Annotated in this window: 19 protein-coding genes; 9 read left to right on the forward strand and 10 right to left on the reverse strand. The window is 62.8% G+C overall.

Annotated features, from left to right (window positions below; all coding sequences use genetic code 11):
• Positions 1–4: 4 nt before the first annotated feature.
• The 3 genes from QM596_RS01185 to QM596_RS01195 are packed head-to-tail and all read right to left on the reverse strand — an operon-like array spanning position 5 to position 1331.
• Positions 5–649 carry a TetR/AcrR family transcriptional regulator gene (locus QM596_RS01185; RefSeq protein WP_092765478.1) on the reverse strand — a complete coding sequence of 215 codons (645 nt, stop codon included), beginning with the start codon at positions 647–649 and terminating at the stop codon, positions 5–7.
• A complete protein-coding gene (locus tag QM596_RS01190; RefSeq protein ID WP_019745914.1) occupies positions 637–900 on the reverse strand; it encodes a hypothetical protein in 264 nt (87 codons plus the stop codon). Before QM596_RS01190 ends, QM596_RS01185 begins: the two co-directional genes overlap by 13 nt.
• On the reverse strand, positions 897–1331 hold the full coding sequence (locus QM596_RS01195) for a hypothetical protein (RefSeq protein ID WP_283307867.1): 435 nt from the start codon (positions 1329–1331) through the stop codon (positions 897–899). The genes QM596_RS01190 and QM596_RS01195 overlap by 4 nt, the downstream gene beginning before the upstream one ends.
• Positions 1332–1471: 140 nt before the next feature.
• Between QM596_RS01195 and QM596_RS01200 the strand changes: the two genes are divergently transcribed.
• Both QM596_RS01200 and QM596_RS01205 read left to right on the forward strand, forming a co-directional pair.
• Positions 1472–2800 carry a diacylglycerol/lipid kinase family protein gene (locus QM596_RS01200; protein ID WP_283307868.1) on the forward strand — a complete coding sequence of 443 codons (1329 nt, stop codon included), beginning with the start codon at positions 1472–1474 and terminating at the stop codon, positions 2798–2800.
• 112 nt (positions 2801–2912) lie between these two features.
• The gene (locus QM596_RS01205; RefSeq protein ID WP_020909603.1) at positions 2913–4487 is read left to right on the forward strand and encodes a carboxylesterase/lipase family protein; all 1575 of its coding nucleotides are present in this window, start codon (positions 2913–2915) and stop codon (positions 4485–4487) included.
• A gap of 10 nt (positions 4488–4497) precedes the next feature.
• Here QM596_RS01205 and QM596_RS01210 read toward each other — a convergent pair whose 3' ends face one another.
• On the reverse strand, positions 4498–6438 hold the full coding sequence (locus QM596_RS01210) for an AfsR/SARP family transcriptional regulator (protein ID WP_047889443.1): 1941 nt from the start codon (positions 6436–6438) through the stop codon (positions 4498–4500).
• Positions 6439–6556: 118 nt separating this feature from the next.
• On the opposite strand from QM596_RS01210, the gene QM596_RS01215 reads away from it, so the two are divergent.
• Positions 6557–7435 carry an alpha/beta fold hydrolase gene (locus QM596_RS01215; RefSeq protein WP_283307870.1) on the forward strand — a complete coding sequence of 293 codons (879 nt, stop codon included), beginning with the start codon at positions 6557–6559 and terminating at the stop codon, positions 7433–7435.
• Positions 7436–7437: 2 nt separating this feature from the next.
• Here the strand turns inward: QM596_RS01215 and QM596_RS01220 are convergent, their stop codons facing one another.
• Positions 7438–8415 (reverse strand): ABC transporter substrate-binding protein, encoded by a 978-nt coding sequence (locus QM596_RS01220; RefSeq protein ID WP_283307871.1) that lies wholly within the window; start codon positions 8413–8415, stop codon positions 7438–7440.
• Between the two features lie 243 nt (positions 8416–8658).
• Here QM596_RS01220 and QM596_RS01225 point away from each other — a divergent pair, with 243 nt between their 5' ends.
• From QM596_RS01225 to QM596_RS01235, 3 genes are read left to right on the forward strand one after another with little or no spacing between them, the layout of a single operon-like run.
• The gene (locus QM596_RS01225) at positions 8659–10212 is read left to right on the forward strand and encodes an MBL fold metallo-hydrolase (protein ID WP_021345977.1); all 1554 of its coding nucleotides are present in this window, start codon (positions 8659–8661) and stop codon (positions 10210–10212) included.
• A gap of 14 nt (positions 10213–10226) precedes the next feature.
• Positions 10227–10892: a YoaK family protein gene (locus QM596_RS01230; RefSeq protein ID WP_019745905.1), complete on the forward strand. Its 666-nt coding sequence runs from the start codon at positions 10227–10229 to the stop codon at positions 10890–10892.
• Positions 10893–10929: 37 nt separating this feature from the next.
• Positions 10930–12558 carry a cation:proton antiporter gene (locus QM596_RS01235; protein WP_264613535.1) on the forward strand — a complete coding sequence of 543 codons (1629 nt, stop codon included), beginning with the start codon at positions 10930–10932 and terminating at the stop codon, positions 12556–12558.
• Here QM596_RS01235 and QM596_RS01240 read toward each other — a convergent pair whose 3' ends face one another.
• Positions 12559–12996, reverse strand: a complete 438-nt coding sequence (locus tag QM596_RS01240; RefSeq protein ID WP_283307872.1) for a DUF2867 domain-containing protein — start codon at positions 12994–12996, stop codon at positions 12559–12561. It abuts the gene before it with no gap.
• Between the two features lie 53 nt (positions 12997–13049).
• Between QM596_RS01240 and QM596_RS01245 the strand changes: the two genes are divergently transcribed.
• Both QM596_RS01245 and QM596_RS01250 read left to right on the forward strand, forming a co-directional pair.
• Positions 13050–13622 (forward strand): TetR/AcrR family transcriptional regulator, encoded by a 573-nt coding sequence (locus tag QM596_RS01245; protein WP_283307873.1) that lies wholly within the window; start codon positions 13050–13052, stop codon positions 13620–13622.
• 179 nt (positions 13623–13801) lie between these two features.
• On the forward strand, positions 13802–13930 hold the full coding sequence (locus QM596_RS01250) for a hypothetical protein (protein ID WP_003943237.1): 129 nt from the start codon (positions 13802–13804) through the stop codon (positions 13928–13930).
• Positions 13931–13990: 60 nt separating this feature from the next.
• Here QM596_RS01250 and QM596_RS01255 read toward each other — a convergent pair whose 3' ends face one another.
• Positions 13991–14875, reverse strand: a complete 885-nt coding sequence (locus QM596_RS01255) for an SDR family oxidoreductase (protein WP_046379550.1) — start codon at positions 14873–14875, stop codon at positions 13991–13993.
• A gap of 56 nt (positions 14876–14931) precedes the next feature.
• Between QM596_RS01255 and QM596_RS01260 the strand changes: the two genes are divergently transcribed.
• Positions 14932–15258 carry a winged helix-turn-helix transcriptional regulator gene (locus QM596_RS01260; protein WP_019745900.1) on the forward strand — a complete coding sequence of 109 codons (327 nt, stop codon included), beginning with the start codon at positions 14932–14934 and terminating at the stop codon, positions 15256–15258.
• Positions 15259–15265: 7 nt separating this feature from the next.
• On the opposite strand, the gene QM596_RS01265 is transcribed toward QM596_RS01260, so the two are convergent.
• The 3 genes from QM596_RS01265 to QM596_RS01275 all read right to left on the reverse strand — a co-directional run bounded on the left by QM596_RS01265 (position 15266) and on the right by QM596_RS01275 (position 20084).
• Entirely contained in the window at positions 15266–16312 is a 1047-nt protein-coding gene (locus QM596_RS01265; protein WP_502943361.1) for an alpha/beta hydrolase, read from the reverse strand.
• A gap of 98 nt (positions 16313–16410) precedes the next feature.
• Positions 16411–17880, reverse strand: coding sequence for a cellulase family glycosylhydrolase (locus QM596_RS01270; protein WP_283307875.1), 1470 nt, complete (start codon positions 17878–17880; stop codon positions 16411–16413).
• An 80-nt stretch (positions 17881–17960) separates the two neighbouring features.
• Complete coding sequence (locus tag QM596_RS01275) at positions 17961–20084, reverse strand: phosphocholine-specific phospholipase C (RefSeq protein WP_021345970.1); 2124 nt, start codon at positions 20082–20084, stop codon at positions 17961–17963.
• Positions 20085–20173 lie beyond the last annotated feature (89 nt).

The raw sequence follows: 20173 nt of genomic DNA on the forward strand, positions 1-20173 counted from the left end.
GATCCTACCGATCGTGAGCAGGCCGATCGGTGGGATCGGCGGTGGGGGAAGTCGGCCACGAGACGCCCAACGCGCGCATGATGAACGGGACGGTGGTCGCCACGACGGTGTCCACTCGGTCGCCGGCCATGAGCATCGGGCGTCGGCTTTCCACGCAGGCGAGGATGAGTTGCGCGGACGCGGCAGCATCGGAATCGACAAAGACGCCGGCGTCGACACCTTCCTGGACGAGCTGTTCTACCAGAACCGACAGCGGGACAATATGTTCGAGGAAGCTTTCGCGATCCTGCGCGGACAGCAATTCGACCAACGCGATTCCCGTGAATCGCTGCAGTGAGAACTCGACGAGCGTCAGTTTGACGAGGATTTCGATTCGGTCGACAGGATTCTCGCGATCCGCGAGTTCACGCTCGGCCAGGAGCAGGAATCTGTCCATCTCGCGGGTGGACCAGGCAAGCAGTAACGCAGATTTGTCGGGGAAGTAGTTGTACACCGCTGTCCGTGAGACACCGGCTGCCTGGGCCACAGTCTGCAGCTTCACGTTTTGCCAGCCCTGCTCGTGAAGTTCGCGAATGAACGCGTCCAACATGGCTTCTCGGGTCGCGATCTTGTGTTCTGCGGTTGTTGCGCCACCGGTCAGCTTCGGCATGGTCGATCCTCCTGTGTCTGATTCATGGTCACGGGGAGGTCGAACAGATCCGCAACAAGGCGTGGATCACCCTGCCACATCGAGACGGGTACAAGCATCATCTGCTGCGCGATCGAGCGTACGGATCGGCAGACTTCCTGCGCCTCGGCGGCGGTGAGCGTCGTGCGTTTGCGCAATCGCTCCATCTCCGCGGCAGTCAGATCGGTGATCCATTCTTCGGCTGCAAGTGAGAGAGGTGAATCCGGTGTCACGGCCGATCCAACTCGGCACTGGAGAACCTCGAAGTCATCACGGACAGCATGATGACGGCGACGACCGAAACGGCGTGTGCAGCCGCCAGCCAGAGCGACTCGGGTGCATGTTTGTGGAGGGTCGGCGCCATCAGCATGGCCATGAGGAGGGCGAGACCCGACAACATCGCGGGGCCGTTGGGTCGGCCGACAAGCAGGCTGACCAGAAGAACGAGCGCGACGACGCTGCATGCCACATCTACAGGCGGGTACGTGGCCGGAACGATTCCGCTGACAGTGTCGGTGAAGTTCAGCCCGATCGACACCAACTGTGCGAGACCTGTCGCGCCGGCCAACCAGGCCGTCCAACGCAGTCCGTGGAGTCCGGCTTTCCGAATGCCGGTCAGGGTTCCTTCGGCGGATTCCCACGCTTCGGACGTCGGTGTTGTCACGGTTACTCCTTTTTATGACGAGGTGTCGTCATAAAGTAGCAGTGCGCGATCGCGAGATTCTTGCCGGTAGGTGACTGGCCTGCTTCGAAGGGATAGCGTCGAAGTACCGGCCGAAATGACAATCGCGGGGAGGTGGCTCGATGACGACCTCTGCCCACACGGATCGGCCCTCGTCGAAACAGAGTTGGTTGGCGCGCGCAGCCTTCGCGGCCCTGGTTCTTGCAGTCGCGGTGCTCCTGATCTTCGCCGGACTGAAAGCCTTGACCATGCTGATCCTGGGGATCGGTGGGGTGGTCGTGTGCGTCGTAGCCGTGTACTGGTTTCTGACCACCCGCGGATTCCTCCGCTGGATCTCGTTGGCGGTGGTGGTACTGACCCCGATCGTGGTGCTCACCTTCCTGGTCCGAGAACGACTCCTGTGGGTGGTGCTGCTCGCGATCGGGTTGTTCGTCGTAGCCGGTATCTGCGCTCGCACCGCCTTGGCGGGGGAGGAGAAGGAATTGCCGGTTGTCGAGCGACCGGCACCGCCGCCCGTCAAGCCGTTCTTCGTGATGAACCCGAACTCCGGTGGTGGCAAGGTCGAGAAGTTCGACTTGAAACGCAAGGCCGAGGAACGGGGGGCCACGGTCGCACTGCTCGAGGGGCCCGAGAAGATCGACGTGACGGCCTTGGCCAGGCAGGCGGTCGCGGACGGCGCCGACCTACTCGGTGTGGCCGGTGGCGACGGAACACAGGCACTGGTTGCTGCTGTCGCGGCCGAACACGACCTGCCCTTCCTCGTCGTCAGCGCGGGAACGCGCAACCACTTCGCCGCGGATCTGGGGCTCGATCTCGAGGATCCATCTCGGTGCCTCGACGCGCTCGTCGACGGCGTCGAGGTCACGGTGGATCTGGGAAATGTCGGCGGTCGAACTTTCGTCAACAACGCATCGTTCGGGGCATACGCCGAAGTTGTCCAGAGTCCGGAGTACCGCGACGCCAAGACCAGCACCTTCCTGCAGAAACTCCCGGATCTGCTCGCCGGACGCGCCGGAGCGGTGCTGACCGCGCGCTCCCCGAGCGTGTCCGCGGTGGGTCCACAGGCGGTTCTGGTCAGCAACGGACCGTACGAGATGAACGACCTGGCGGGGCTCGGTCATCGCCCGCGATTGGACCGGGGCACTCTCGGGATCGTGGCGATCTCCGTCGGCAGCGCCCGTCAGGCGGTCGGGTTACTCCATCGGGCGCATCAACGAGGCCTGGCTCAGGGCACCGGATTCGAGGTGATCATCGACGCCGACACCGACGAGATTCCGGTCGGCGTCGACGGTGAGGCTCTGGTGATGCCGACTCCCGTCAGGTGCACGGTCAGCCCGCAGGCACTGAGAGTCAGAGTCCCCCGAGACCGTCCGGGCGTCCGTAGGCCCAGGCATGCCTGGGATCTGGTCCGATTGCGAGAGTTGGCTAAGTTCACGAAATCCGGCGCATGACCTGGCGATAGCCTTGCATGACTGCCAGCAGAGTGAATCCGGCAAACATGTCCGATTTGCACCGGATGCTGGCAGCATTGAGGGCCGGTACGGATCCTCGAGGAGCAATCGAATGACGATCACACCCAGCGAAGCGCCGGTAGTCGAGACAACGTACGGGCCGGTTCGTGGATCCACGGAAGGTGCGGTATCGAGTTGGAAGGGGATCCGCTACGCGGCACCTCCGGTCGGGTCGTTGCGTTTCCGCGCACCCGTTCCGCCACAGCCGTGGACCGAGATTCAAGACGCAACAGAATTCGGTCCGTGTGAACCGCAAAGTCGACTTGCGATGATCCCGCTCGGTGAGAACGTTCCGATGGATGAAGACTGCCTGTTTCTCAACGTATGGGCGCCGGGCCCCGTCGGCTCTGATGCGCCGGGTAAACCGGTCATGGTCTGGATTCACGGCGGTGCGTACTTTCGCGGAGCATCCAGCCAACCACTTTTCGACGCAACCACATTGGCTGAGAACGGTGACGTTGTCGTCGTCTCGATCAACTACCGCATCGGTGTGTTCGGCTTCGTCGATTTCTCGTCCTTCAACTCGGAAGAACACACCTTCGAACCCAATGTCGCTCTCCGCGACATGATTGCAGCGCTGCAATGGGTTCAAGGCAACATCGCGGCCTTCGGTGGTGATCCGAATCGGGTGACGTTGTTCGGCGAGTCGGCAGGTGGCGGCGCTGTGACGACGCTGATGACCGTGCCGTCCGCCCGTGGCCTGTTTCATCGCGCTATCGCCGAGAGTTCCCCCGCCACTTCGGTGTACGGGAGTGAACGTGGCGAGATCGTCGCGAAGCTGTTTCTGGAGATCTTCAGCGGCGGTGGCGATCTGGGTCTATTGCGGTCCACGTCTGCCGAAGACATGATCGGGCCGTCAGACGAACTGTTTGCTCGCGTCCCTCAGGAGACGCCCGGCACTTTGGCGTTCGCGCCGATCGTCGACGGTGATCTGCTCCCTGATTACCCGGTGCGCGCGTTCCGTCACGGCAGTGCACACCCGATTCCGCTGATCATCGGAACCAACAAAGACGAATCTTCGCTCTTCCGGATGATGAAATCGCCGTTGATGCCGATCGATCCCGTCGTGATCACGTCGATGTTCGCGGAGATCGCCGACGAGCACCCTGGGCTCGAGCTACCCGATCATTCGCAGATCGAAGGCGCGTATTCGGGGCTGTCCAAGCTGGGCGCTGGTCTCGGGCTGACCCGTGACTTCGGATTTCGTTTGCCCACGCTGTGGATTGCCGAGGCGCACAGCAAGATTGCACCGACCTGGTTGTACCGATTCGACTACGCGCCGCCGATGCTCAAGGCGCTGAAAATTGGTGCGACCCACGGGACCGAACTTGCCTACGTCTTCGGCAACATCAATCACGGAGCGCGGGACATCACCTACAAATTGGGTGGGCTGAGCGCGGCGCGTCACGTGTCAGAGCGCATGCAGGCGAGGTGGCTGGATTTCGCCAGAGCTGCAGGTGATTACGGCACCGGGGCCGATCGTGAACTGGGTGCGGACCCGGGATGGCCAACTTACGACACCGACACACGCTCGACACTGTTGATCGACAAGCACGATGCCGTCGTCGCTGATCTGGATTGCGAAATCCGGGAGGCGTGGGGCGACACGGTGATTGCATTCACCTGATGGTTCCGGTCTACTGCAGTGTGGCGAGATAGTGCGAGACGGGTCCCGCTGTGAGCATTCCGCTTCCGGCGCCGGCAATTTCGGCGGCGGCAGGTAAGAGCGCCGCTCGAGCACGCTCCTTGACTCGACTGTCGCCGACTGCAGTGGCCGCCGCGGCAGTCAAGCACCACAGTGCCTCGGAGAGTAGGTCTTTGGGCGGGTCCGGCAATGCCTCGACGGCCTTCGCAGCTTCGTTCGCCTGCCCCTGTGCGATGAGCAGGTGTGGCCGGGCCCAGGGTTCGTACGGGCCCCACTGCGTAGCCGGGTCGAAAATTGCCGGCAGTCCCCGCCACACACGGAGGGCGAGAATTGCGAGAGGGAGTATGCCGTCCTCGAGACCCGGCATGCCGGAACCGGAAAGGTTCACCGCCGCAGCTTCGTACAGCTTCTCGCAGTGCGCCGCTTCTGCGCCGGTAGTGGCCGTTCGCATAGCGCGAAACCAGGTGGTGAACACCGCTGCCAACGGCCGTTCGTGACGTCCGGCCAATCGATCAACTGTCTCGGCGTGTAGCTCGGCTGCGTCGAATTGCCCCAGTGCGCTGAGGGCTTGCATACGGATGAGATGTCCGAGAATCTCGAAGGTGGACAGTCCGTGTCGAGCGGAGAGGTCGACCAGTTCACGGCCGATGCCGTCGCGCTCGGAGGCCAGACCGGTAGTCCAGAACGTCTGCATGAACAATCCGTTCAGAGCGAAAGCCAGGAGACCTGGATCGTCGAGAGAACGACTGATCTGCACTGCAGCGCGGGCACATTCGAGCCCACGATGACCGGACAGTCCGCGCGATTCGAGTGCAATTGTCGCCAACAGTCTGGCCCGAGCGGGTTCGTTGCCGACCGGAAGTCGATCGAGGGTGCGCTGAGCGGCCGCGACGATCTGCGCAGCCTGCCGAGGATCGTCGGATCGTGTCCAGATTCCGGGCACGTCGTAGTTGCCGATGATCCGTGCGGTGAGTTCGACATCGTCCAATTGTTCAGCGGCACCGATGATTGTCAGTCGTTGGTTTCGGGCAGTCTCGAGTCCGCTTCCGCCCGTAACTGCCAAACTTCGGAGGAGACCGACGGTTGACTCCAATCTCGATTTCGATCCTGCCGCTACGGTCCGGTCGTACGCTGCCGAAACCTGAGTGAAGATCTGTTCTGCCGCTACAGGATCCAGGTGGTTTTCGCGGCGGAGAATGTCGGACTCGAGGTCGGTCAGTCGTGGCCCGGGGTCGATGCCCAACTCTTCGGCGAGTAGCTCGCGTGCGCGACGTAGGACTGCCAGAGCATCGCCTTGACGGTTGGACCGGTACAGCGCGAGAGCGAGTAGTCGCCAACCGTCCTCGCGCCAAGGGTGTTCCGTGACGTGGGCGTCCAGATCGGGAATCGCTTCGGCAGTTCGCCCGAGATCGAGTTGCGCGGATGCGAAGCGTTCGACGGCAGTCAGACGCAGTTCCTCGAGGCGTGACCGCTCAGATCGAGCCCACGGTTCTTCGGCGAACTCCGCGTAGGCCGGCCCTCTCCACAGTTGGAGCGCGGTTCGGAGCAGTTCGAGTGATTGCGCCGGCGTCGAATCGGCGGCTTCACGTACCAGTCTTTCGAATTCCCAAGCGTCGACCGCGTCGGGTGCAGCACGAAAGGCGTAGCCAGGGCCTTCGGTGACAATGACTTTCGGCTTCGTTCGCGGGGCACGATCCGGTTCGAGCGCGCGCCTCAGTGCGGAAACGAACGTACGTATTGCACTGGTAGCCCCGGCCGGAGGATCGACCCAGAAGTCGTCGACAATCACGTCCACCGGAACAACACGTCCTCGGGCAATGATCAGACGAGCGAGGACCGCTCGGTGTCGTGGACCTTTCAGATCGATCAACCCTGACGAATCGTTCCACGCGACCACGGGTCCGAGAACTCCGAAAAATGTGTGGTCTCGCATTTCCCCACGTTATCGCGCTCATCGAATGCTCATCGACTACGGCGAGGCTGATTGCCATCACCCGAACTATTGCCATCACCCCAACTATTGCCATCACCCCGACAAACGAGAGCGACCGATGACGATCACCATTCCAGGCTTCGACTATCAGCAGATTTCCACAACAGACGGGGTGCGGCTCAACGTCGCGGTCGGCGGAAACGGGACACCACTCGTCCTTCTTCACGGTTTCCCCCAGACGCACCTCATGTGGCGTCACGTCGCCACTGCGCTGGCGTCGGATCACACCGTCATCTGCCCAGATCTCCGCGGATATGGAGCCAGCGACAAACCGGTCGAGGAAAACCCGGACACCTACTCCAAAAGAACAATGGCTGCCGACATTGTCGAGGTGGCGAAGAAGCTGGGACACGAGAAGTTCGCCCTCGTCGGCCACGATCGTGGTGCGCTGGTTGCCGTCAGAGCTGGGCTGGACCACCCGGATGTGATCACACAGCTAGGTTCGCTGGACGTGCTCCCGACCTTGGATATGTGGGACATCCTGCACGGATCGAATGCTGCTGTGGCGTTCCATCTCTATCTCATGGCTCAGCCACCCGGTCTCCCCGAGCAGATGATCAGCGCCAGCGCCGACGTGTTCTTCGAGCACTTTCTCGACGTGTGGACGCAGAACCGCGAAGCGATTCCGGTAGACGTGCGGGCGGAATACCTGCGCGCCTCACGGGAGGCGGTGCCGTCGATCGTTGCCGATTACCGGGCGTCGGCAGGCATCGACGTCGAACACGATCAGGCCGATCGCGATGCTGGCAACCAACTGCACATGCCGGTCACGGTCATTCAGCAGGACTGGGGTTCGATGCTCGGCTACGACGCCGAGGCCCTGTGGAAAGCGTGGGCGCCCGATCTCGAGCACCGCACGCTGTCCGCAGGTCACTTCATGGCGGAAGAGGCGCCTGACGAAGTGGTCGAGGCGATCCGCACTCTGCTGAAAAGGTAGTTCTAGCGCTTGACCCCGGCCGCCAAGTCGTCGACCAGGACCTTGGCGGTCAAGGCGTATCCCGCGGCCTTGTAGTAGTCGAACGGAATCACGCGACCGGCCTGTGCGGCGGGCAGGCGCTGCCACGTCGGCGAGGTGTACACGCTGCCGGAGGCGCTGCGATCCAAGGCGAAGATGACGTCGGCTTCTTCGAGACGGTTGAACTGCTCCGACCCGAGCATCACGCGAAGGTCGGGGCCTTCACGGAGCACCTCGAACCCGAGGTCCTCGGCGACGGCGGTGCGGAAATCGTTCTGGAACCACGCGATCTGATCCTCTGCGGCGGCGACGAAGGCAACCTTCTTGCCGGCCATCAGCGGTTCGACGGTCGGGCGGACCTGAGCTACATGGGCGTCGTACTCGGCGAGTACTTCTTCGGCGCGATCGCTGCGCCCGATGCCGGTGAGGAAGTCCGACATGACTTTGCGCCACTCCGGGGTGAAGTCCTTGCCGACGGGCAGGACCGGTGCAATCTGCTGCATCCGGTCGTTGCCGTATGACCCGGTGTCCCACCAGCCGGCGCTGAGGACGAGAAGGTCCGCGCCGAGGGTCGAGATGTATTCGAAGTTGGGATCCGAAGCACCTTCGGCGAAGATCTCGACACCGGTGGCATCCGGGACCTCGCGGCGTAGGTGTTCGGCGGCGCCGGTCGGGTAGGCGGTCACCGGGTATCCGGCGAGGATCGACAATTCGAGGCCGTCGCGTGGATCGAGGGCAACGACGTTCTGGGGGTCCGTCGGAATGGTCAGCTTCTCGTCGCCGCGTGTGAACTCGAAGGTCTCCGCGTTATCGGGCGTTGAACTTTCCGTGCTGCCGCAGGCGGTGAGAAACGCGGCCGCAGCGACGCCCGCGCCGACGCCGAAGAAACCGCGCCGCGTCAGGTTGTCCACGATCGCCCAGTAGTCGCGATCGGTCGTGGAGGGAGAAAGAAGTCGAGTCATGTTGTTAGGTTAGCCTTAGGGGCTGCCTTCGGGAATGGCGAAACAGCTCCCACGAGCGCCAAGAAATACGGCGAACACGCCAGCGCGCCGAGTGTTGTCGGCGTCACCGGCCCGCCTGAATCACAACCCACTTTCGACCTTTGACGTGCATGACGTCACAACCCGCCGCCTCCTCGATCGCGATTTGGCCCTGATGGCGCCGACTATGCTGGGTGCACCAGCAGTACGATTTCGGAGGTTGCAATGCAGATCACCAGCGTCGGCCACGCAGGATTTCACATCCAGACCGAGGCCGGATCCATCCTGTGTGATCCATGGGTGACCCCGACGTATTTCGCGTCCTGGGTGCCGTTCCCCGACAACACCGAGCTGGACTGGGACGCGCTGGGCAATTGCGACTACCTCTACGTCTCGCACCTGCACAAGGACCACTTCGATCCGAAGAACCTGATCGCGCACGTCAACAAGGACGCCACCGTCCTGCTCCCCGATTACCCGGTGCCGGACCTCAAGCGTGAGCTCGAGAAGCTCGGCTTCCACAAGTTCTTCGAGACGGAAGACTCCGTCAAGCACACCGTCAGCGGTCCCAAGGGCGATCTCGACATCATGATCATCGCTTTGCGCGCTCCCGCGGACGGTCCGATCGGTGACTCAGGCCTGGTCGTCTCGGACGGGGAGACCACCTGTTTCAACATGAACGACGCCAGGCCCGTCGACCTCGACCCGCTGACCGACGCCTTCGGGAAGGTCGACATCCATCTGCTGCAGTACTCGGGCGCGATTTGGTACCCGATGGTCTACGACATCCCGAAGGGCACCAAGCGCAACTTCGGCAAGCAGAAGCGTCAGCGCGGCATGGACCGCTGCCGCAACTACATCTCCCAGGTCGACGCTGCCTGGGTTGTCCCGTCGGCCGGCCCGCCGGTCTTCCTCGACGACGACCTGCGTTACCTCAACGACGATCACGGCGACGAGGGAAACATCTTCCCCGACCAGATCACGTTCCTCGAGCAGATGCGCATCAACGGCAACGATCGTGGTCTGCTGATGATCCCCGGCTCGACCGTCGAACTTCGGGGAAGCGAGAAGGTTGCCCTGACGCATCCCATCCCGGACGCGGACGTCGACAAGATCTTCTCGAACAAGGCCGAGTACATCGAGAAGATGGCGCAGAAGATGGCACCGGTCATCGCCGCGCAGAAGGCTACGTGGGCTCCGGCCGAAGGCGAGCCGCTGCTCGACGGTCTGAAGGCCAAGTTCGAGCCGATCATGGCGCAGTCCGATCTGATCTGCGACGGAATCGGCTACCCCGTCGGACTCGTGATGGGAGAGGAGACTGTCGTCCTCGACTTCCCGAAGCGGATCGTTCGCGAGCCCATCGACGGAGAAGGTAAGTACCGCTACGGCTTCCGCATTGCTCCCGAACTGGTTCGCACCGTTCTGCGTGACGACGAGCCAGACTGGGTCAACACCATTTTCCTGTCGACACGCTTCACGGCGTGGCGCATCGGTGGGTACAACGAGTTCCTCTACACGTTCTTCAAGTGCCTCACCGACGAGCGCATCGCATACGCCGACGGCTGGTTCGCCGAGGCGCACGACGACAGCGCGTCTATCGAGTTGGGTGGCTACGAGATTCAGCGTCGTTGCCCCCACCTCAAGGCTGACCTGTCGAAGTTCGGTGTCGTCGACGGCACCAACCTCACCTGCGATCTGCACGGCTGGCAGTGGGATCTCGAGACCGGCCGCTGCAAGACGTCCAAGGGCCACGAGCTGCGCACCAGCAAGCTGAGCTGAACCGAGCTCGTCGGGTGACGGGATACAGCAGGTCGCTGATCGGCCTGGCGACAGCGCTCGCCGGGTTGGCCGGTTACGTCGACGCGCTCGGATTCATCACGCTCGGTGGGCCTTTCGTTTCGTTCATGAGCGGCAACATGACGCAGGCGAGCGTCGCATTTGCCGACGGGGTGTGGTCGACCGCGCGGGTGGCAGGCGGCATCATCGTGCTCTTCCTCCTGGGAATCGCGCTGGGAACCGTCGTCACCCACTTCACGGAGCGGTACTCCGTCCGGACCCGCAAGGTCACAGTTCTTGCGGTTGTGGCTGGACTGCTGGCCATCGGTTCGGTGATGAGCAGCCTCGACGTCACCCCAGGCGCGATTTCGGCGATGGCCCTGGCGATGGGAGCCGTCAACTCGGTGTTCCAACGCGACGGTGAGGTGACGATCGGTGTCACATACATGACCGGTGCGCTGGTCAAGATGGGCCAGCGTCTCACCGGAGCCTTTCTGGGCGGCCCGAAGTGGGCGTGGCTGCAGCACTTCGGGATGTGCGCGGGGTTGATCGCGGGCGCGGTAGTCGGTGCGCTCGTTCATCGGTGGATCGGCCTTCACGCTCTGTGGCCTGCTTCGGCATTCACGGTTCTTCTGATCGCCGTCGCGTGGCGGGTCTCGCCCCCGGCGCCGGCACAGGTGTAAAAAGAGCGGGGTACACAAGCCGGAGTGCGGGGGAACTGTGGATGCTCTGATCATCGTTGTGCTGGGACTACTCGGAATCGTCGCCGCCTCGACGCTGGGGGCGCGGATCGGAGTCGCGGCGCCGCTGATTCTGGTGATGGCCGGGATCGTTGTCAGCCTCCTCCCCTTTGTCCCAGCGGTGGACATCGATCCGGAATGGATTCTCGCGGGTGTGCTTCCGCCGCTGCTGTACTCAGCTTCGGTCTCGATGCCGTCGATGGAGTTTCGGCGTGAATTCGGTGCTATCGGTGGGCTCTCAGTTCTCCTCGTCGTGGTGAGTGCGCTTGTTCTCGGTGTGTTCTTCTCGTGGGTGATACCAGGACTCGGCATCTGGTGGGGCATTGCACTCGGCGCGATCGTGAGCCCGACGGATGCCGTCGCGACGTCCATCGTCAAGAAACTCCCGGTCTCGCCGCGGGTGGTGTCGATCCTCGAAGGCGAAAGCCTGCTCAACGACGCCACCGCTCTGGTCCTGTTGCGTACTGCCATCGCCGGAGCGGCCGCGTCGGTATCGCTGTGGAGTGTGTTGGGCAAGTTCGCTTTTGCCGTCGTCGTGGCCGCGGTCATCGGTGTTGTCGTCGGCAAGGTCAACCTGATGGTTCGTGCCCGTGTCACCGACTCGACGGTCAACACGGTCATCTCGTTCACGGTGCCGTTTCTGGCCGCGATCCCCGCCGAAGAGTTGGGTGCATCGGGGTTGGTTGCTGCCGTCGTGGCCGGGCTCGTCACCGGCTACGACGCTCCTCGGAAGCTCTCGCCGCGTCATCGGTTGTCGGACTCCCAGAACTGGCGCACAGTCGAACTGGTCCTCGAAGGTGCGATCTTCCTGGTGATGGGCCTCGAACTCTCGTCGATAGTCGACGATGTCCGGGTCGACCACGAGGGAATACCCACCGCATTCTTCGTCGCTGCGGGTGCACTGTTCCTCACGATCTTGGTTCGGGCTCTGTACGTCGCGCCGCTACTGCGAGCACTCCAAGCGCGGGCAAACTTTCGCGAACGCATGAAACCCAGACTCTCCGACATCGCGAATCGTCTCGACAATCCAGAGGATTACCCACCGGACGAAGGGCGGCGTAGCAGGCGCCGGGCGCCTTCGGCGAATCAGATGGAACGGTTCAAGATTCGGGTGCGGCGGACGGTTGCCGATATCGATTACTACCTTGCCGCGCCGTTGGGATGGCGTGAAGGGGCGATCGTCATCTGGGCCGGTATGCGCGGAGCGGTCACTCTGGCTGCCGCGCAGACTCTTCCGGAAGACACTCCGAGTCGATCGCTTCTGATCTTGGTGGCGTTCCTGGTCGCAGCCGGCTCGTTGATCCTTCAGGGTGGGACGTTGAAGCGCGTCGTAGTGGCGGTCGGTCCGGCAGCGCAGGACCTCACCGATTCCGAACTCGACGAACATCGACGTTTGCTCGCTCTCCTCGAGGATGCTTCTGCGAGTTTCGTTCCACCCGAGGGGCAGTCGAAGAAGAAGACCCGGCTCGACGTGATCGACGCGCAGCGCCAAGCGCTACTCGACGCGCGGGACGACGGCCTGTTCGACGCACGGATGCTCGGATCGGCACTGGCCGCGCTGGATGCCGATCAGATCAGCCTCGAACTCAAGGGCGGTCCGGACGGTTGATCACGTGCACAGTCTCTTTCGAGCAGACGTCATCATCGCCCGCGTGATCACGCCGTGTAGTACCTGAACTGGTGCGAAGTAGATTCGGCCCGCGCGGTTCTTCAGCTCCACGGCAGTGACGACGTGCAGGAGACCGGCGTCGTTGTCGGCCTGAACCGAGGCGACGAATCGTAGGTGTTTCTCGTCCGCTTCGATGAGGGCCTCGCCGTCGGCGATCTTGTCGACGGCAAAGGTGTCCGGGCGTCCCTTGGCGACGCCGAGCAGTCCGACTACCCGCTCCCTGAGCCAGAACATCGCGAGGACTGGTGCGGGGACATTCCTGACGTCGAAGACTGCCTGCGCCCACTCCTCGGATGTATGGGTCGGAACAGACGGGATGGTGATCGTGGTGGCTTCAGCCCAGTCCGGTGCAGGCATTGCCTTGAATGCGAGTGTCATTTCATCCTCCGTACGGTACCGTATGGAACTTACCCATACGGTACCGTACGGAGGTGACGAATGCCCGCGCCCGACTCTCCCGCGATCAGTGGATCGATGCTGCTTTCGAGGCTCTGAACAGCCACGGGCCAGGTGCCGTCGCTGTGGAGAAGGTGGCACGCACGCTGGGATCGACCAAGGGTTCCTTCTATTGGCATTTTGCGAACCGTGACGAATTGCTGCAGGCTGCGCTCGATCGATGGGAAGTTCTGGCAACCGAGCGACTGATCTCTTCCGTCGAGGCCTCCGGCGAACCGGCAGAGGTGAGGTTGCGTCGCCTGGTCGACGCGGTCACAACCGGACTGGCCGGTCGCCGTGCGGAGTTGGAACTGCTTGCCGGGATCGACCATCCTGTGGTTTCGGCGGCGGTTCGACGTGTCACCGAGCGTCGAGTCGCCTACATCGTGACGTTGTTGGTCGATCTGGGGATGGACAGGCAGAAAGCGGAACATCGTGGCGTACTTGCCTATTCGATGTACCTGGGGCAGATGCAATTGGTGCACAGTGCGCCAGATGTGGTTCCTGGCAGCGGTGCGGACGCTCACGCGCTCGCCGACGAATTCGTGAGCATGGTTCTGGCCGGGTAAGTCCGCCATCGAATGCAGCGTGATCTGCGCATCACCCTGCGCTTTCAGGTGAGGGACCACACATTGCGCGTAACCCATAGTTACAGATACTTTGAGGTCAGCTGAAGTGGGGTGCCGGATATGTCGGCATTTCCCGGAGGCGCAAAACCGTTTCACGACAGGAAGAAAGGTGACTCACCATGAGCGTTGTGCTTATTTCGTTGCTGGTCGCCGCTGGACTCACCGTGCTGGCCACCAGTGACGGTGCCGGTCTGGACTTCGGGAGTCGGCAGCTGAACCGCCAGTTGAAGACCCGCACGCACCGGTAACCCCGGAAATCGGCCGGCTCCACGCGATACTTCGCGGAGCCGGCCTTTTGCGTTGTCCGGTCAGTTCACCCCGAGATCTGCCAGCCAGGCCCGCGTGCTGCGGGCAGTGATACCCAAGGCAGCAGTAGAACCCGTCGCGGAGTCGAACGCGACGCTGTCGGCAGATTCGAGTCCCGTGTAGAGCTGGGAAACCCCGGCTGCTGCACCCGCTCCGATGATCGGCGCAATCGATGCACCGAAGGCATCGGGTGTTACGGCTTCGAAAGTTACCGCGCGCGAGAAGTGTTCGGCGAATGCCTCGGCCAATTCGATACCGGTGATCGCCGGAATCTGTCCGATGTCGACCGCGTCCGGTGCTACGTCGAGAGTCAGGGCCGCGACGGCTGCATCAGCGACGTCGAGATGTGAACTCCATGCGACCGCGAGATCGGCACGCAGTGGGTAACGCAGGACGCCTTCGTCTTTCACTCCCGACAGCACAGTGGGCAGAAGAAGATTCTCGAGGAACAAACGTGGGGTCAGAACGGTCACCGCGATGCCTTCGGCGCGAAGTCCGTCGACGAGCTCGGAGAGAACGGGTGTGTTGGGACCGGCAAGCGGCGAAGTAGCGTCGCCGATCACCGTGCCGCTGGTAGAGATCACGAACCGCGAAGGGCGCGCCGCTCTCGCTGCAGCCAGAACATTGTGGGCATAACCAGCTAGCGTCTCGGTGTCTCCGGCGAGTGGCAGGTGAAAGAACACCCCGTCCGCCCCGCGATAAGCGTCGGCGAGAGAGTCGACTGACGCATTGTCCGCGACGACGGTGTTCGCACCCTCGAACGTCTGGTCAGGGTTACGCGTGATTGCTCGGACTTCGGCCCCTGCCGATCCGGCGAGAGCCGCGACCAATCCTGCGAGAACGGGAGAACCCTGTGCGCCGGTGGCGCCATGCACTGTGTAAGTCATGACGCCTATAGTTCACATCGGGAACCAGTTACTTCAAGTGAACTAATGGAGACTCGATGAGTGAATCAGGTCACGTTCTTCCGGAGTGCGGCGTCGCGCGCTTCCTGCTGGTCCTGGACGGACCGTGGGCAACGCTGATCGTTCGTGAGCTCACGCACGGCCCCATGCGCTTCACGGAACTACGACGCGCTTTGCCCGGCATCAGTCCAAGGACACTGTCGGCCAGGCTCAAACGTTTCGAGGAGTTCGACCTGGTGACCCGGACTGCTTACGCCGAGGTGCCGCCGCGAGTGGAGTACGAACTCACCGCGACGGGGATGGAACTGCGCTCCGTGCTCGAAGCGATGGTCGAGTGGGCGGATCTGGCACTCCCCGTTTCCTGACGTGCCCTCAGCGCGGGCCCGAAAGTCCAACTCGCAGAGCGCCACAGGCCTCGAACATCGCGTCTTGTCCGGTGTGGCCGACGCCGGTGGTGTTGACGAAGGCATGGATCAAACCGCTGTGACGCCTCAGTGCGACCGGGACTCCGGCCTCTCGCAGCCGGTTCGCATACGCTTCGCCCTCGTCGCGTAGTGGGTCGAAACCGGCGATCGCAACGTACGCGGGCGGTAGGCCGGCCAGGTCCGGAGTGAGCAGCGGTGAGACTCGCGGGTCGAGAGCCGAAGTGCCGCCCGACAGGTAATGGGCTGCATACCAGTCGAGTTGGGCGTCGGTGAGAAAGAAGTCGGTGCCGAACATCTTGTGCGACGGGCGCTTCGACGAAAGGTCCACCCAGGGAAAGAAGAGCAGTTGGAATGCGGGTTTGACGTCGTCTTCGGTCGTGGACTGCGCGACGACGGCAGCCAGGTTCCCGCCGGCGCTGTCTCCGCCCACTGCAATGGATTTCGGATCGGCGCCCAGTTCCGCGGCATGTTCGACGCAGTACCGGAATGCGGCGACGGCGTCGTCGATCCCGGCGGGAAAGGGGAACTCCGGTGCCAGCCGGTAGTCCACCGACAGCACACTGACTTCGCCGTGGCGGGCCAGGAAGCGGCACACACTGTCGCCGCTCTCGAGGCTGCCGAGGACGAACCCGCCGCCGTGGAAGTACACCAAAAGTGGAGCGGGCGTGTAGACCCCGGCCGGGCGATACAGCCGAGCGGAAATCGCGTGGTCTCCGGCCGGGATCTCGAGGTCGCGAACCGTTTCGATGTCGATGGGCGTACCGCCGAACAGTCGCGATTCGGCGTCGATCTGAGCTCGTCCCTCTTCGACCGGAAGATGCTCGAAGCTCGTACCTTCCACTGCCGAGAGCAATCGCAGTGCAAGCTGGATCTCGGGGTGCAGAGTCTGTCCGTCGATCTCCTTCGGCTTGCCACCGAGAATGCGCTGCGCGCCGGTCGGTAAGGCGCCAACGACATCGAGCACCACCCGCGCAACACGATCTTGGACAGACATCTTCTCCGTGGACATACTCGCCTTCCGTCGGCTGATCACCCGTCGCTTGTACGTTACGAAAGAACTGGACAAATATCCAGGAACTTCGACGCTCGCGATCAGCTTGCCGGCGTCACCGTGACTGTGACGGGGCCCGCGTCGTCCGCGGTTTCCACTGTGAGAAGCCGGCTTTGGGGGTTCCAGTTCACGATGTCGGCGCCTGCGACGTCGACGCCGCCGGGAAAGCCGCTCTCGGGTAGGTAGATCTCGGTCGGTGCCGTCACCGCGGGGTTCGGGGTGAACGTCAACTGAAGGCGGTCAACGCTCGAGGACCATTCGGTGGGTGTGCCAGCGACGGCACGCGGATACGGCCTGTTCAGGGTGTCGACGAGGAGTGTCTGTGTTCCGTCCGGCAGGTACGGGCCCCAAGGCCCCGGATCACTGGACCAGTACGAGACGCCCGCGCCGAGTTCTCGGGCGGTCGCGTAGACGCGGTCGATGTAGTCGGTTGCGCCGGGCAGTGTTGTGTCGAGCCCGAATTCGCCGAGAATGACCGGGACGCCGCCGAGTACGTTTCCGGCGATGTGTTCGACGCTGTCGCGCCAGGTGTCGATGGTCGCGTCGGTGAGTGTGCGTGAGAGGCCGGAGTATCCGTCACCGAGGTCGAGGGGCAGTGGGTACAGGTGTGGGCAGTAGGCGATTCGCTGTTCGCCGGCTCGCGGGTCGTTGATCTTCGTGAGTCCGCTGGGGACACCTTGGTTGACACCGACGGCCTGCGGGGCCACACACACCCAGCTGTCCTGATCAACTTCCCTGATGGCGTTGGTGGTTCGCTGATACAGGGCAGCGAGGGGCCCACCTTCGAACGCGGGGCCTTGGAGGGAACCGCCCCACGGCTCGTTCATCAGGTCGTATGCCACGACGGTGTCATTGCCTGCAAAACGTTCGGCCACCGCCTGCCATGCGTTCGCGTAGTGCTCGACCAGTTCGGGGTGTTGGCCGGTGGTGTTCCAGAAGTTGTCGAATGCGCGCATCACGCCGGGTTGGATGTAGTACAGCTCCCAGCGGTCTTGAGGGCTGACCGGAAGGCCGTCCATGTATGTCGCCCAGGCCGGTGCGCCGTTGCCGATGTTGCCTGCGCCGTTGCCGCTGTTGCCCTCTGGTGTGATCGCGCCGGAGTAGACGTCTTGATGCATGTCGAGCATGACCTTGTAGCCGCGCTCGGCGTACCAGCTGACCCGGTCCTCGACGCGGTCGAGATACTCCTGGTCGTACTGTCCTGGTTCCGGTTCGACCGAACGCCAGGAGATCAGGAACCGCACGAAATTTGTTCCCATGTCTGCATGTTCGCGTTCGAGGTCGGCTTCGGTGAACTTCGGCATGCCGTCGGGTGCGCTTTTTGCGCTCGACGCCGTGTTGAACCCTCGCAGGATCAAGGAGCGGCCGGCGTCGTCGGTCAGGTACGACGGCGACATCGAAGTGCCACCGGCGCTCCCCGACGTGGGCAGGCTACCTTCGGCAGCGGCGATTCCGCCGCCCAGTATCAGTGAGCCCGCGACTATCAATGCTGAGAGTGGGATACGGCGCACGGAAACTCCTCCTGGATGTGTGGATGGATTGACTTGTCCGACTGAGGATTCAGATCTGGTCTTGATCACTCGGTGTCGATTCACGTCGGTTGGCTTACGCTGGTACGCCCGTTTTCGATGTGTCCGACGAGCACGCGCTTGAATTCAAGATCTTCGTCGACCGTCACGGTGGCCTGATACCAGCCGTCCACCGACGCCACCGCCCACCGGCCGCGTGCGCCGGCAGCGAGCTTCCGTCGGTCTCCGTCGACGTCGACGGAGAGTGCACGACTTCCGGAATTGTTCGCGGTCAGTACAAGCGCGCGCGACCCTGCGTCGATGGTTGTCGAGACGTCGAGCGAGGCTGCCGCACTGTCTGTAGCTCCACTGAACTCGCGCCTGAAACCATTGGGACCCAACAGGGTCAGGCTGTAGACGCGATCACTGAGCGCAACGGTGTCATCGACCTCGCCCAGGAGGTCGTAATGCCGTGGCTCGTCGAACTCACCTGCGTACGGGTACAAGGCCAGGTGAGTTGATGCGGCACCGGCATTGACCAGATGGACCGTCAACGAGCCGGTTTCCGGGTTCACCGTCGTGTAGGCGTCGGGCTGATAGGGAAGGGCCCGTGCTGGTCGAGTGCCGCTTTCCTGCAGGGGCATTCTCTGTTCGGTGGGTGGGGTCGGTGTCCACCGCGGTTCCAGAGGCGGAGTGGGCTGCGGGCGCGCCAAAGTCGGTCGGCTACGCGGGTTGGCGAAGTCGAACGCCGACGTCAGGTCGCCACTCACCGTGCGTCGCCACGGGTCGATTTCCGGCTGCGTGATTCCGAACCGCTTCTCCAGGAATTGCGTGACGGACGTGTGGTCGAACACTTGTGAACAAACGAAACCGCCAACAGTCCACGGCGAGATGATCGTCATCGGCACCCTCGGGCCGAGGCCGAGCGGCTGATTGCCGACCCATTCGGTTTCGACCGAGCGCGGTGGTCGAGGTGGCGGTACATGGTCGAAGTACCCGTCGTTCTCGTCGAAGTTGACGATCACGGCCGTCTTCGCCCACAGATCGGGATCGGAGGCGACGGCGTCGAGCACTTGATAGAGCAGTGTTGCGCTCGCCGCAGGTGACGATCCCGATGGGTGCTCCGAATCCACTTCGGACGGAACGAGATAACTGACTTGCGGCAGTCGGCCCGACTCGACGTCCTTCCTGAACTCGGCGGCCAGTGTGCCGGGCCGGGATCGGTACAGTGCGCGATCGTAGAGTTGGCGATCAGCAGGCGACAGTTGGTCTGCAGCATTCTCGAGGGCCAGTACCGCTGCGTCCTGGACCGGCGCCGGCATCGACGGCAGGGCGAGATAGAACCCGGCCAAGGTCTGCAGTTCGTAGGGGAGCAGGCTTGGCCGACCAAGCAGCCCTGCCGCCACTTTCTTGAAGGCAGTGAAGTATTCGAGGTTGTTGTCTCCGAAGTTGTCCCACTCTTGGTAGGTCTTCCAGGAAATGCCGGCGGACTGCAACCGCTCGGGAACCGTCGTCCATCCGTAGCCGGCGTGCCAGGGGTTGTAGGCCGCATTGGTTACAGCTCTTCCCTCGGGGCCGGGCGGATCCGAAGGCAGGACCGACTCGGTCGGATTAGGCGAAAGTGGCTCGTATCCGGTGTATCCAGAGACCCAATAGTTCCGGTTGGGGCTCGTCGACGTCGGAACGGAGCAGTGGTAGGCGTCGCAGATTGTGAACGAGTCCGCCAGTTCGTAATGAAAGGGAATGTCTTGCCGGTCGTAGTACGCCATCGTCGTACCGGTTTTTGCCGCAATCCAACCGTCGTGCCAGCCGTCGGCGAGTGCGGCATGTCCGCCCGCCCAGCTGTGATCCAGCCCGGTGACGTTCTGGGTGTCCATGCGTTGTGCTGCAGCGGAATCGCGGATGGGGAAGGGGAGCACAGGACCGGTAGGTCCGGGTTGTTCGAAGACGCTTTGGCCGCTGCGTAGACGCAACGCATTCGGATCCCCGAAGCCGCGAACACCCCTCAGAGCGCCGTAGTAGTGGTCGAAAGATCTGTTCTCCTGCATGACGAGGACTACATGCTCGATCGAATCGAGCCCGCCGGAGTTTGCGGGTGTCGCCAGTGCACGTTGAAGCGACGGCGGCAGAAGGGAAGCGGCGGCGACTGCAGTCGCGCCGACCCCGGCGGCGAGAAACGACCGTCGAGAAAAGGAATTCCTGGACACTTGTGCTCCATCGATCAATCAATCAGTGCTATGACTACGGCCGCGACATGCTGTTGCCGCTGCTCCGAATCGGTGCAGCGGCAACAGTG

Source organism: Rhodococcus sp. IEGM 1406, from assembly GCF_030056745.1.
GTDB lineage: Bacteria > Actinomycetota > Actinomycetes > Mycobacteriales > Mycobacteriaceae > Rhodococcus_F > Rhodococcus_F erythropolis.